This is a genomic window from Bacillus cereus group sp. MYBK30-2 (assembly GCF_051915945.1).
Classification (GTDB): domain Bacteria; phylum Bacillota; class Bacilli; order Bacillales; family Bacillaceae_G; genus Bacillus_A; species Bacillus_A paramycoides.
In genome coordinates this window covers 1,098,578-1,111,761 of the sequence record NZ_JBQAFR010000002.1, presented here as the reverse complement: position 1 = coordinate 1,111,761, position 13,184 = coordinate 1,098,578, and the positions used below count along the sequence as shown (strand labels likewise).

The window sequence follows — 13,184 nt, the reverse complement described above, 5'->3', positions numbered from 1 at the left end:
AGTAGATTCATATAAGAGAACTCCTGAGAAATCAGGGGTTTTTTCTGTATAAGTAGCCATAGCTTGTTCTAAAACATGAAACAGCTCGTATACATAATAGTACAAACTTAGATTTTAGGGGGGAATGGCATGCCTAAATCCACTTTTAAATGGGTTGTTGGTGCTACTATGAGTGCAATTTTATTAACAGGGTGTGGCTTATTAAATCAGGAGAAAGCGACAGAGCAAATTGATCCGCCGAAAAAAGTTACGTATACAGAAGGTGAAAAGAAAGAAACGGCTAAAAAAGATAAACAAGGGCAAACAGTAAATAGAGAGTTATACCTCGTTGATAAAAATGGGTATGTTGTACCGCAAACTATTGCAATGCCTACTCCGAAAGCGAATGAAGTTGTACAGCAAACGTTAGAATATCTTGTGAAAGATGGACCAGTCACAAATTTATTGCCGAATGGATTTCGAGCAGTTCTCCCAGCAAATACAACGATGACCCTAGATTTGAAGAAAGATGGGACAGCGGTAATTGATTTCTCTAAAGAAATGAAAAGCTATGCAAAAGAAGAAGAGCGTCAAATTGTTGAATCAGTAGCGTGGACTTTGACGCAATTTAAAGAGATAAAACAAGTGCAGTTCCAAATAAATGGTGAGAAGTTAGCGAAGATGCCTGTAGCGGGTACGCCGCTTGGTGAAGGTGTGAGCCGTGCAAATGGAATTAACTTTGATGATGAACAAGTAGCAAATGTAACGAATACAAAACCGGTTACACTTTATTTTATGGCGCAAAGTAATAAGAAACAATACTACGTACCAGTAACACGCCGCGTTGCAGATGGGAAAGAGAATGATTATTCGACAATTGTGAATGAGCTTGTAAAAGGTCCGATTCAAGGTTCGCTACTAAATGATTTCAATCCAGGGGTTAAGCTTATTACGAATCCAAAAGTGGAGAACGGAAATATTACATTAAACTTTAATGAAAATATATTTGCGAATCAAGACAAAAATATGATTTCAAATTACGTACTGAAATCGTTAGTTTTATCTTTAACGGAAAAACAAGGTGTAAAAAATGTTTCTATTGAAGTGAATGGTAAAGCGAATCTTATGGATGAGAAAGGTGAAAAATTAATAAAACCTGTTGATCGTCCACAAAACGTGAATACAGGTAGTTTTTAATCGTGAATAATTTGATATAATTATGTAAGAAAGGGGAATTGCTTTTTGAGTTCCCCTTCTTTTATTGTTATACATATCATACATTTAAATTTGGCTATACTAATGAGTAGTAGTTAAGAGGGGGTTATTTTTATGCGAGTAGATGGTAGAGGGCAAGCGGAACTACGCCATATACATATTCATACAAATTATTTAAAACATCCAGAAGGATCGGTACTAATTGAAGTTGGGGATACAAAGGTAATTTGTTCAGCGACAATTGAAGAGCGTGTACCGCCATTTATGCGTGGAGAAGGAAAAGGATGGGTAACAGCAGAATACGCAATGATTCCACGTGCGACAGAGCAACGTACAATTCGAGAGTCAAGTAAAGGGAAAGTAACGGGTCGTACAATGGAAATCCAGCGTTTAATTGGACGAGCATTACGTGCGGTTGTTGATTTAGAAGCGCTTGGTGAAAGAACAGTGTGGATTGACTGTGATGTAATTCAAGCGGATGGCGGAACGAGAACAGCTTCTATTACAGGTGCTTATGTAGCAATGGTATTAGCTTTTGAAAAATTATTGCAAGCAGGAAAAGTATCTAAAATCCCTGTGAAAGATTATTTAGCAGCAACGTCAGTAGGGATTGTTGAAGAGCAAGGTGTCGTTTTAGATTTAAACTATATAGAAGATTCTAAAGCAGACGTTGATATGAACGTAATTATGACTGGAAAAGGTCAGTTTGTTGAAGTACAAGGAACTGGAGAAGAAGCGACGTTTAGTAGAGCGGAATTAAATGAATTACTTGATGCTGCTGAACAAGGGATTTTCCAACTTGTTGAAAAGCAAAAAGAAGCGTTAGGTGACATCGTATCTCATATAGAGTAGAGGTGGAAAATATGAAGCAAGTTGTTGTGGCGACAAAAAACGTGGGGAAAGTACGTGAGTTTGCTGAGTTATTTGAGAGATTTGACTTAGAGGTGAAATCTTTACACGATTTTCCTCATATTGAAGAAGTCGAAGAAACTGGTGAAACATTTGAAGAAAACGCAATTTTAAAAGCGGATAGTCTTAGTAAACAATTGAATTCCATCGTAATTGCGGATGACTCTGGTCTTATTGTAGATGCTTTAAACGGAAAACCAGGTGTATATTCAGCTCGTTTTGCTGGAGAACCGAAAGATGATCAAGCGAATATCGATAAAGTTTTGCAAGAGTTAGCTGACATCGATTTAGAAAAACGTACTGCTCGTTTTTACTGTGCGTTAGCAGTTGCCTTCCCTGAAACGGATAAAGAGCCGGTTATTGTAAACGGAACGTGCGAAGGGAAGATCTTAGAACAGCGCCGCGGGGAAAATGGTTTCGGATACGATCCGATTTTTTATGTAGAAGAATATAAAAAAGCGATGGCTGAGCTAAGTTCAGATGAGAAAAACGCAATTAGTCACCGTGGGCGTGCTCTTCGTAAATTAGAAGAAAAAATCCCAGAATGGTTTTTAGAAGAGTAAGGGAGAGAGATTGATGAAAGCTTTAATCGTAAGCGATAGTCATAGCTCTGTGAAGGAATTACAGCAGTTAAAAGAGAAATACGAAGGGAAAGTAGATGTCATGATTCATTGCGGTGATTCAGAGTTAACGCCTGCTCATGAAGAGCTGCAAGGTTTCCATGTTGTAAAAGGTAATTGTGATTATGCTAACTTTCGAGATGAAATTGTAACTGATGTAGATGGAATTCGCTTCTTAGTTGTACACGGTCATCGTCATAATGTGAAAATGACGTTACAAACGTTAGCGTACCATGCGGAAGAAGTAGGAGCGCAAGTTGCATGTTTCGGACATTCTCACGTATTAGGTGCGGAATTAATCGACGGAGTTTTATTTATTAATCCGGGAAGTATTTTATTACCACGTCAGCGTGTAGAAAAGACATTTGCTTTATTAGAAATGGATGAAAATCAAATGGAAGTTCGTTTTGAAACATTGGACGGACAACTAGTTGAACAAGCGGTTTTAAAAAGAGGATAAGAAAAATTATCCTCTTTTTAAAAAAGTGTTGACTTTGTGTATGGATATACATATAATAAATATTGTCGATAGGACATCGGCGCTAACAAAGAAAATAAAATAACATGTGCGGGTGTAGTTTAGTGGTAAAACAAGAGCCTTCCAAGCTCTGGTCGAGAGTTCGATTCTCTTCACCCGCTCCATGTCCCAGTAGCTCAGCAGGATAGAGCAACGGCCTTCTAAGCCGTCGGTCGGGAGTTCGAATCTCTCCTGGGACGCTAAAAAAACCTTGTTATCTTTTGATAACAAGGTTTTTTGTTTGTCTTTTTTTGAAATCTTACAATTCTGTAAGGTAAGTGTAAGGAAGTTCGATGGTAACAAATTACGAATCCTCTATAATGAAGATAACAACGATAAATGAGGAGGAAGAGATGATGAAAGGATTAATCGTAACGGGTTTAACAGTAGCGTTTGGATTTGTAGCATATGAGAAATTAACGTATGTAATTGACGTTGTAAAACATTTAGTAGCTTAGAAAAAACTGCCATGAGAGGGAAAGGGAATGAGTGAATGAATGGAATGGTTATTCGGAATTATAGGTACTTGTAGTGTAGTTTTATTGTTCTTTGTCCCGAGTGGTATACTTAGTTCGACAACAAGTTTATTCTTCTTAAGTTTGTTTGCTTGTACAATGCTTATTATTATGTTTTTAATGAAGCGAAGTAAACCAATCTTCTTTTTTAGCATGATTGTTATGGCAATTATTGTTCTCCAAATTATTACCCTTGTTATATATCCCACAATTATAAAAGCTTTCCATTAATGATGAATCCTCTGCGTCTGTTGCTGAGGGTTTTTGTTTATGAAAAAATGAATTTCATGTAAAAGTTTGTTGATTTTCTGTTGTAAAAATTAAATATTCCTATATTTCAAATAAACAGTTTTGGAATGTTGTGTTCTCATTACGCATTTGATATATTTACTGTGAAGATAATTAAAATCTAGAAAAAGAGGCGGACGTATGGATAAAAAAGAAAATACGGTCGTATTGTTTCCGCAACTATCAGAACGCTATATTGACGAAGGTTTTTTAGCGCTGAAAGAGCGGAAATTCGAAGATGCATTGCGCTGCTTTGAAATATTACGTCAGTATAATGCAGAAACGGAACAAACAGAATTAGCTTCAGTTATTTGTTTGCTAGAATTAAAACGTATGGAAGAAGCGAAAGAAAAATGTGAGCAGTTGCTTGAAACAGGAGCTGTATTATTTGGTGATATTCTTGAAACGTATGTAACTATTTTAGTTCAAACAAATGATTATGAAGGTGTTATCGAAACTGTTGAGGAAGTTTTGCAAACGAAAGATATAATTCCAGAGCAAAAGGAAAAACTAGCACAGCTTGCTTTGTTTGCGCAAGGGATGCTGAATGAGGAAGATATACCGCTAGTGGGTTCGAATTTCGAATTGGGAGAATTCACCAATGAACTTTTTGGAGAAAACTTTGGTCAAAAATTAAGGGTAATTCAGAAGCTTTCGTTAAAAGATCTTGATCTCGCACTTCCTGCTTTAAAGAAATTTTTAATAGACGAAGATCAGCACCCGTATTTAAAAACTTCTATTTTGTATAAAATGGTAGAAAATCAAATAGAAGAAGAGATAGAAGTAGAGAAGTTTGGAAATACGATAAAGGTGATACCAGCATTTATAGGTCATAATGAGGAGCAATCCGATAAAATTATACATAAATTATCAAGCCGATTAGAGCAAAATTATCCAGATATATTTGATGCAATGGTTACATACTGGAAAGAATTACAAATTAGCGTTTTCCCATTTCCTCTATTAATGGATAAAGTAGAAATTTGGGCTGCCGTCATAGAGAGAATTGGAAGAAAGCGTTTCGGATTGGCTATTGATGAAGAAGAACTTATGACAGCATACAATATCGAGTTTGAGGAATTTCATATTGCTTATCAATGGTTACTACGCGTTGAAAGAGAAGGGTATTTGCCCGTATAATTATGAAAAAGAATCGTTCAGTTATTGAAACGAGCATATTCTATGTTATAATGTAAGGGTTGCAAAAGGCAGAAAACTGCCTGTTTGTAAGAGAAGAGGAGTATAATTCTCTTACTTAATATGTTTCATATTAGTCTCGAACAAAATATACCGTAGTTGTCTTTTAGACAATTAGTAGATTGGAACATTATATCTGAAAGCTTTTGCTAGAGGATTATTTGTACATTTGTTATTTCAAAAAAGAGATAATAAAAATCTTAATCTATAGAGGTATGTGCATACATTATTATAGTTGGAGGGAAAGAATAAATGTCTACAAAATGGGAAAAATTAGAAGGTAACGTTGGCGTTTTAACAATCGAAGTTGATGCTAAAGAAGTAAACAACTCTATCGACGCTGCATTCAAAAAAGTAGTAAAAACAATTAATGTACCAGGTTTCCGTAAAGGAAAAATGCCTCGACCATTATTCGAACAACGCTTTGGTATTGAATCTTTATACCAAGATGCTTTAGATATCATCTTACCAAAAGCATACGGTGAAGCAATCGATGAAGCTGGTATCTTCCCAGTTGCTCATCCTGAGATTGACATCGAGAAATTCGAAAAAGGCCAAAACTTAATTTTCACTGCAAAAGTTACAGTAAAACCTGAAGTTAAATTAGGTGATTACAAAGGTTTAGCAGTAGAAAAAGTTGAAACAACTGTAACTGACGAAGATGTAGAGAACGAAGTGAAAGCTTTACAAGAGCGTCAAGCTGAACTAGTTGTTAAAGAAGAAGGAACTGTTGAAAACGGTGATACAGCTGTAATCGACTTCGAAGGTTTCGTTGATGGCGAAGCATTTGAAGGCGGAAAAGGCGAAAACTATTCTCTTGCAATCGGTTCTGGTACTTTCATCCCAGGTTTCGAAGAGCAAGTAATTGGTCTTAAATCTGGTGATTCTAAAGACGTTGAAGTATCATTCCCAGAAGAGTACCATGCTGCTGAATTAGCTGGTAAACCAGCAACATTCAAAGTAACAATTCACGAAATCAAAACAAAAGAACTTCCTGAGTTAAACGACGAGTTTGCTAAAGAAGCTGACGAAGCGGTTGCAACTCTTGATGAATTAAAAGCAAAACTTCGCACAAACTTAGAAGAAGGCAAAAAGCACGAAGCTGAGCACAAAGTACGTGACGAAGTAGTAGAATTAGCTGCTGCTAACGCTGAAATCGACATTCCAGAAGCTATGATCGACACTGAGTTAGATCGTATGGTTCGTGAATTCGAACAACGTTTAAGCCAACAAGGTATGAACCTTGAGCTTTACTACCAATTCACAGGTACTGACGCTGACAAATTAAAAGAGCAAATGAAAGAGGATGCACAAAAACGTGTAAGAATCAACCTTGTTCTTGAAGCTATCATTGAAGCTGAAAACATCGAAGTTACTGAAGAAGAAGTAACTGCAGAAGTTGAAAAAATGGCTGAAATGTACGGTATGCCAGTAGACGCTATCAAGCAAGCTCTTGGAAGCGTAGACGCTTTATCTGAAGATCTTAAAGTGCGTAAAGCTGTAGACTTCTTAGTAGACAACAGCAAAGCTGCATAATAAAATAACAAGGCGCGATTTTAATCGTGCCTTGTTTTATAAATATAGAAATATATTTATAAAACTTTTCGATGAAGAAGGAAAAGTTCCTTTATAAGTCGAATATACATATTTCAAAAGTTTCAAAAAAATTTATCTGTACATAACTAGTCATATTATTTGTATTTCTAGCCGCGTAGTGACATAATATGTATTTACATACGATACATTTATCGTGTACATACGAAGGCAAGAGGTTAGCACTTTGTAAGGGGTGTGAAAATATGTTTAAATTTAATGATGAAAAAGGGCAATTAAAATGTTCTTTCTGTGGTAAAACACAGACGCAAGTTCGTAAGTTAGTTGCAGGTCCAGGTGTTTACATTTGTGACGAGTGTATCGAGCTTTGTACTGAAATTGTACAAGAGGAGCTTGCGAAGGATGAAGAAGTAGAATTCAAAGATGTACCGAAACCGGTAGAAATTCGTGAAATCTTAGATGAGTATGTCATCGGACAAGATAACGCGAAAAAAGCACTAGCGGTAGCGGTATATAACCATTACAAACGCATTAATTCTAACAGCAAAATTGATGATGTAGAATTAGCGAAGAGTAATATTTCACTTATTGGGCCAACTGGTAGTGGTAAAACATTATTGGCACAAACATTAGCGCGTATTTTAAATGTTCCATTTGCGATCGCGGACGCAACATCTTTAACAGAAGCTGGATATGTTGGGGAAGATGTAGAAAACATCTTACTAAAATTAATCCAAGCGGCTGATTATGATGTAGAGAAAGCGGAAAAAGGAATCATTTATATTGATGAGATTGATAAAGTGGCACGTAAGTCCGAAAATCCATCAATTACACGTGATGTATCTGGTGAAGGCGTACAGCAGGCACTTCTGAAAATTTTAGAAGGTACTGTAGCAAGCGTTCCACCTCAAGGTGGTCGTAAGCACCCACATCAAGAGTTTATTCAAATTGATACAACGAATATCTTATTCATTTGTGGTGGAGCGTTTGATGGCATCGAGCCAATTATTAAACGCCGCCTTGGTGAAAAAGTAATTGGATTTGGTTCTGAGAAGAAAAATGCTGATGTAAACGAGAAGCATGTTTTATCTCACGTTTTACCAGAGGACCTTTTAAGATTCGGTTTAATTCCGGAGTTTATCGGTCGTCTTCCAGTTATTGCGAACCTAGAGCCGCTTGATGAAGATGCTCTTGTAGATATTTTAACTAAACCAAAAAATGCACTTGTTAAGCAATTCCAAAAACTATTGGAGCTTGACGATGTTGAGTTAGAGTTTGAAGAAGGTGCACTGATTGAGATTGCGAAAAAAGCAATTGAACGTAAAACAGGTGCTCGTGGACTTCGTTCAATTATTGAAGGCTTAATGCTTGATGTAATGTTCGAACTTCCATCTCGCAAAGATATCGAGAAGTGTATTGTTACAAAAGAAACAGTAGCTGATAATGAGCCACCGAAATTGGTGTTACAAGATGGTACTGTACTTGATACAAAAACATCTGCATAATGTGAAGGAGAAACAGCAATTTTTATAATTGCTGTTTTTCTTTATGTTTAGCACTATTCCTCCCAGGAAATACTAAAAGATAAAACATAGCGGGAGGAAATGAATTATGAGCTGGACAAATATATTTTTACTTGTTCAACTTGTTTTTGGCGTAATTGTCGGATTGTATTTTTGGCATTTACTTCGAAATCAGCGAACACAAAAAGTTTCAATTGATCGAGAATCGAAAAAAGAATTAGAGCAACTTCGTAAAATGCGTGAGATTTCTTTAACAGAACCACTTGCGGAAAAGGTACGTCCTACATCCTTTTTAGACATTGTAGGGCAAGAAGACGGAATTAAGTCGTTAAAAGCGGCTCTTTGTGGTCCTAATCCGCAACATGTGATCATATATGGTCCGCCAGGTGTCGGAAAGACAGCGGCAGCACGCCTTGTACTAGAAGAAGCAAAACGAAATCCGAAATCTCCATTTCGTACGAATGCGACATTTATCGAACTTGATGCGACGACAGCTAGGTTTGATGAACGTGGTATCGCAGATCCTTTAATTGGTTCAGTGCATGATCCGATTTATCAAGGAGCGGGTGCAATGGGGCAAGCGGGTATCCCACAACCGAAAAAAGGGGCTGTAACAGATGCACATGGTGGTATTTTGTTCATTGATGAGATTGGTGAATTACATCCGATTCAAATGAACAAAATGCTAAAGGTGTTAGAAGATCGGAAAGTATTTTTGGAAAGTGCGTACTATAGTGAAGAAAATTCGATGATCCCAACGTATATACATGATATTTTTCAAAAAGGTTTACCAGCAGATTTTCGTCTAGTTGGTGCAACGACGCGTTCACCAGAGGAGATTCCACCTGCAATTCGGTCGCGTTGTTTAGAAGTTTTCTTCCGTGAATTAGATACAGAAGAAATCCAAAAGGTAGCGAAAAATGCAGCTGATAAAGTGGAAATGCAAATGGGTGAAAACGGTATTGAAATGATTGGAATGTATGCAAGAAATGGACGGGAAGCAATTAATCTCGTGCAAATTTCTACTGGTATGGCGATAAATGAAGAACGTTCTTTCATTAAAGATGAAGATATTGAGTGGGTTGTTCATTCGAGTCAACTTACACCAAAGTACGAAAAACGTATTTATCCAATTCCAAGGATTGGTCTTGTAAACGGACTTGCTGTATATGGACCGAATACAGGCGCGTTATTAGAAATTGAGGTAACAGCTATCCCTGCGAAAGATAAAGGGTCAGTAAATGTAACTGGAATTGTAGAAGAGGAAAGTATTGGTAGCCAAACGAAATCGATTCGTCGAAAAAGTATGGCGAAAGGTTCTGTTGATAATGTGTTAACAGTACTTCGTTCTCTAGATGTGTTGCCAGAAGGGTATGATATACATATTAATTTTCCAGGTGGTATCCCGATTGATGGTCCTTCGGCAGGGATTGCTATGGCAACAGGTGTCTATTCAGCGGTGCATCGTACGTATGTGAACAATGAAGTAGCGATGACAGGTGAGATAAGTATCCACGGAGAGGTGAAGCCTATTGGTGGTGTGTACGCAAAAATAAAAGCTGCGAAAAAAGCAGGAGCTAAGAAAGTCATCATTCCTGCGGAAAACATGCAACCATTTTTGTATACTATTAAGGGAATTGAAATCATTCCCGTTCGCAAACTAAAAGAAGTATTTGAGCTAACATTTATGCAGGAAAACAAGCATCGTGAGCTTGATGTACATAATGCTTTGGACGAAACAGATGCACAATCAATGTGAGAATAAATAATAATAAAATTTGCCAGACTTCGTTTAAGTTTGTATGCTTAAGCGGAGTCCTTTTTCTTTTCATGAGGCAGAAAAAAACAGGGGATTTACAATTACGAATAATCTCTGCAATTGCATCTAGATGTATTGTAATATAAAATAGTTGAACAGGAGTTTAATTTATTATGGAGGTGCTATGTCTAGTATGAATGCGAACGAAAGAATCGTGCCCCTCCTACCATTAAGAGGCGTTCTCGTATATCCAACGATGGTTCTGCATCTTGATGTAGGACGTGATAAATCGATACAAGCACTAGAGCAGGCGGCAATGGATGAAAATATCATCTTTTTAGCAATGCAAAAAGAAATGAATATCGACGATCCGAAAGAAGATGACATATATAGTGTAGGTACAGTGGCGAAAGTGAAGCAAATGTTAAAATTGCCGAACGGTACGCTTCGTGTCCTTGTAGAAGGTTTACATAGAGCAGAAGTAATAGAGTATATTGAAGAAGAAAATGTAGTACAAGTTTCTATTAGAACGGTAACTGAAGAAGTAGAAGATGATTTAGAAGAGAAGGCTCTTATGCGTACGTTACTGGAGCATTTCGAACAATATATTAAAGTTTCGAAAAAAGTTTCAAATGAAACATTTGCAACGGTAGCTGATGTAGAAGAACCAGGAAGACTAGCTGATTTAATTGCTTCTCACTTGCCGATTAAAACAAAGCAGAAACAAGAGATTTTAGAGATTGTATCTGTGAAAGAACGATTACATACACTTATTTCAATTATTCAAGATGAACAAGAATTACTTAGCCTAGAAAAGAAAATTGGACAAAAAGTGAAACGTTCAATGGAGCGCACGCAAAAAGAATATTTCCTACGTGAGCAAATGAAGGCGATTCAAACTGAACTTGGTGATAAAGAAGGCAAGGGCGGGGAAGTTGAAGAACTTCGTGAGAAAATTGAACAGTCAGGAATGCCTGAAGAAACAATGAAGGCTGCACTGAAAGAATTAGATCGCTATGAAAAATTACCTGTAAGTTCTGCTGAGAGTGGTGTAATTCGTAATTATATTGATTGGTTATTGGCGCTTCCGTGGACAGAAGCAACAGAAGATATGATTGATCTTGTTCATTCTGAAGAGATTTTAAACAAAGATCATTATGGTCTTGAAAAAGTGAAAGAGCGAGTACTTGAATATTTAGCTGTACAGAAGTTAACAAATTCATTAAAAGGACCTATCCTTTGCTTAGTAGGACCTCCTGGAGTCGGGAAAACTTCGTTAGCGCGTTCTATTGCAACATCATTGAATCGTAATTTTGTTCGTGTATCTCTTGGTGGTGTACGTGATGAATCTGAAATTCGTGGTCACCGTCGTACATATGTAGGAGCGATGCCAGGACGTATTATTCAAGGTATGAAAAAGGCGAAAACAGTTAATCCAGTCTTCTTATTAGATGAGATTGATAAAATGTCTAACGATTTCAGGGGAGATCCATCAGCGGCATTACTTGAAGTGTTAGATCCAGAACAAAATCATAACTTCAGTGATCATTATATTGAAGAGCCATATGATTTATCGAAAGTTATGTTCGTTGCAACTGCGAATACACTTGCAAGTGTTCCAGGCCCTCTTCTGGATCGAATGGAAATCATTTCGATTGCTGGTTATACAGAACTTGAAAAGGTGCACATTGCTCGTGAGCATTTACTACCGAAACAATTAAAAGAGCACGGCTTACGAAAAGGTAATTTACAAGTGCGTGATGAAGCGCTTCTTGAAATTATTCGTTATTATACGCGCGAGGCTGGTGTTCGTACGTTAGAGCGTCAAATTGCAAAAGTTTGTCGTAAAGCAGCAAAAATTATTGTTACAGCAGAACGCAAGCGCATTGTTGTAACGGAAAAAAATGTTGTTGATTTACTTGGTAAGCACATATTCCGTTATGGGCAAGCTGAAAAGACAGACCAAGTTGGCATGGCGACAGGTTTAGCATACACAGCAGCTGGTGGAGATACACTTGCAATTGAAGTGTCTGTAGCACCAGGAAAAGGGAAATTAATTTTAACAGGGAAACTTGGGGATGTTATGAAAGAATCCGCACAAGCGGCGTTTAGCTATATTCGTTCTCGTGCAGAAGAGCTTCATATTGATCCAGATTTCCATGAGAAAAACGATATTCATATTCATGTTCCAGAAGGAGCAGTTCCAAAAGATGGACCGTCAGCAGGTATTACGATGGCAACGGCACTTATTTCGGCACTAACAGGTATTCCTGTAAGTAAAGAAGTTGGTATGACAGGTGAAATTACACTTCGTGGCCGTGTATTACCAATTGGTGGTTTGAAAGAAAAAACATTAAGTGCTCACCGCGCAGGCTTAACAAAAATTATTTTGCCAGCAGAGAACGAGAAAGATTTAGATGATATTCCAGAGAGCGTAAAAGAAAACCTTACGTTTGTGCTTGCATCTCATTTAGACGAAGTATTGGAGCACGCATTAGTAGGAGTGAAACAATGAAAGTAACAAAAGCAGATATTGTAATTAGTGCCGTGAAACCGGAACAATATCCAGACAGTGATTTACCAGAAATTGCCTTGGCGGGTCGTTCTAATGTCGGGAAGTCTTCCTTTATTAATAAAATTTTAAATCGTAAAAAGTTAGTACGTATTTCTTCTAAACCAGGAAAAACGCAAACGCTGAACTTTTTCTTAATCAATGAAATGATGCATTTTGTTGACGTTCCAGGTTATGGATATGCGAAAGTATCTAAAACGGAGCGTGCGGCATGGGGTAAGATGATTGAAACTTACTTTACAACACGTGAGCAATTAGACGCTGCTGTATTGGTAGTTGATTTACGTCACCAACCAACAAAAGATGACGTGATGATGTATGATTTCTTAAAGCATTATGAAATCCCAACAATCATTATTGCAACGAAGGCCGATAAAATTCCGAAAGGGAAATGGCAAAAGCATTTAAAAGTTGTAAAAGAAACGCTTGCTGTTGAAATTGGCGATGAAATCGTTCTATTCTCTTCTGAAACAGGACTTGGAAAAGAAGAGGCATGGAAAGCAATTCATAAAATGACAAAAACAAAAAACGCGTGA

Annotated in this window: 11 protein-coding genes and 2 tRNA genes; all 13 read left to right on the top strand. The window is 37.2% G+C overall.

The features are described 5' to 3' along the window. Positions 1–129: 129 nt before the first annotated feature. Positions 130–1,176 (top strand): GerMN domain-containing protein, encoded by a 1,047-nt coding sequence (locus ACTFQM_RS17360; RefSeq protein WP_440035363.1) that lies wholly within the window; start codon positions 130–132, stop codon positions 1,174–1,176. Between the two features lie 132 nt (positions 1,177–1,308). After that, complete coding sequence (gene rph, locus ACTFQM_RS17355) at positions 1,309–2,046, top strand: ribonuclease PH (protein ID WP_002173644.1); 738 nt, start codon at positions 1,309–1,311, stop codon at positions 2,044–2,046. 11 nt (positions 2,047–2,057) lie between these two features. Continuing rightward, the gene (locus ACTFQM_RS17350; RefSeq protein ID WP_002173643.1) at positions 2,058–2,666 is read left to right on the top strand and encodes an XTP/dITP diphosphatase; all 609 of its coding nucleotides are present in this window, start codon (positions 2,058–2,060) and stop codon (positions 2,664–2,666) included. A 13-nt stretch (positions 2,667–2,679) separates the two neighbouring features. Further along, entirely contained in the window at positions 2,680–3,183 is a 504-nt protein-coding gene (locus tag ACTFQM_RS17345; protein WP_440035360.1) for a metallophosphoesterase, read from the top strand. A gap of 108 nt (positions 3,184–3,291) precedes the next feature. Continuing rightward, a tRNA-Gly gene (locus ACTFQM_RS17340) sits at positions 3,292–3,365 on the top strand. A gap of 1 nt (position 3,366) precedes the next feature. Further along, positions 3,367–3,440 (top strand) — tRNA-Arg (locus ACTFQM_RS17335). A gap of 297 nt (positions 3,441–3,737) precedes the next feature. Next, on the top strand, positions 3,738–3,986 hold the full coding sequence (locus tag ACTFQM_RS17330; RefSeq protein WP_002173640.1) for a hypothetical protein: 249 nt from the start codon (positions 3,738–3,740) through the stop codon (positions 3,984–3,986). A 198-nt stretch (positions 3,987–4,184) separates the two neighbouring features. Then, a complete protein-coding gene (locus ACTFQM_RS17325) occupies positions 4,185–5,183 on the top strand; it encodes a hypothetical protein (RefSeq protein WP_440035357.1) in 999 nt (332 codons plus the stop codon). Between the two features lie 309 nt (positions 5,184–5,492). Further along, entirely contained in the window at positions 5,493–6,776 is a 1,284-nt protein-coding gene (gene tig / locus ACTFQM_RS17320; protein ID WP_048372972.1) for a trigger factor, read from the top strand. Between the two features lie 263 nt (positions 6,777–7,039). Next, positions 7,040–8,299 carry an ATP-dependent protease ATP-binding subunit ClpX gene (gene clpX / locus ACTFQM_RS17315; RefSeq protein ID WP_440035355.1) on the top strand — a complete coding sequence of 420 codons (1,260 nt, stop codon included), beginning with the start codon at positions 7,040–7,042 and terminating at the stop codon, positions 8,297–8,299. A gap of 106 nt (positions 8,300–8,405) precedes the next feature. After that, the gene (lonB, locus tag ACTFQM_RS17310; protein WP_002173637.1) at positions 8,406–10,076 is read left to right on the top strand and encodes an ATP-dependent protease LonB; all 1,671 of its coding nucleotides are present in this window, start codon (positions 8,406–8,408) and stop codon (positions 10,074–10,076) included. A gap of 184 nt (positions 10,077–10,260) precedes the next feature. Further along, positions 10,261–12,591 carry an endopeptidase La gene (lon, locus tag ACTFQM_RS17305; protein ID WP_440035353.1) on the top strand — a complete coding sequence of 777 codons (2,331 nt, stop codon included), beginning with the start codon at positions 10,261–10,263 and terminating at the stop codon, positions 12,589–12,591. After that, a complete protein-coding gene (gene ysxC / locus ACTFQM_RS17300) occupies positions 12,588–13,184 on the top strand; it encodes a ribosome biogenesis GTP-binding protein YsxC (protein WP_000869121.1) in 597 nt (198 codons plus the stop codon). The genes lon and ysxC overlap by 4 nt, the downstream gene beginning before the upstream one ends.

Coding starts and splice junctions, on each gene's coding strand:
- ACTFQM_RS17345 (WP_440035360.1), top strand. CDS start 2,680: ATGAAAGCTTTAATCGTAAGCGATAGTCATAGCTCTGTGAAGGAATTA.
- tig (WP_048372972.1), top strand. CDS start 5,493: ATGTCTACAAAATGGGAAAAATTAGAAGGTAACGTTGGCGTTTTAACA.
- ACTFQM_RS17350 (WP_002173643.1), top strand. CDS start 2,058: ATGAAGCAAGTTGTTGTGGCGACAAAAAACGTGGGGAAAGTACGTGAG.
- lon (WP_440035353.1), top strand. CDS start 10,261: ATGTCTAGTATGAATGCGAACGAAAGAATCGTGCCCCTCCTACCATTA.
- rph (WP_002173644.1), top strand. CDS start 1,309: ATGCGAGTAGATGGTAGAGGGCAAGCGGAACTACGCCATATACATATT.
- ysxC (WP_000869121.1), top strand. CDS start 12,588: ATGAAAGTAACAAAAGCAGATATTGTAATTAGTGCCGTGAAACCGGAA.
- ACTFQM_RS17330 (WP_002173640.1), top strand. CDS start 3,738: ATGGAATGGTTATTCGGAATTATAGGTACTTGTAGTGTAGTTTTATTG.
- ACTFQM_RS17325 (WP_440035357.1), top strand. CDS start 4,185: ATGGATAAAAAAGAAAATACGGTCGTATTGTTTCCGCAACTATCAGAA.
- clpX (WP_440035355.1), top strand. CDS start 7,040: ATGTTTAAATTTAATGATGAAAAAGGGCAATTAAAATGTTCTTTCTGT.
- lonB (WP_002173637.1), top strand. CDS start 8,406: ATGAGCTGGACAAATATATTTTTACTTGTTCAACTTGTTTTTGGCGTA.
- ACTFQM_RS17360 (WP_440035363.1), top strand. CDS start 130: ATGCCTAAATCCACTTTTAAATGGGTTGTTGGTGCTACTATGAGTGCA.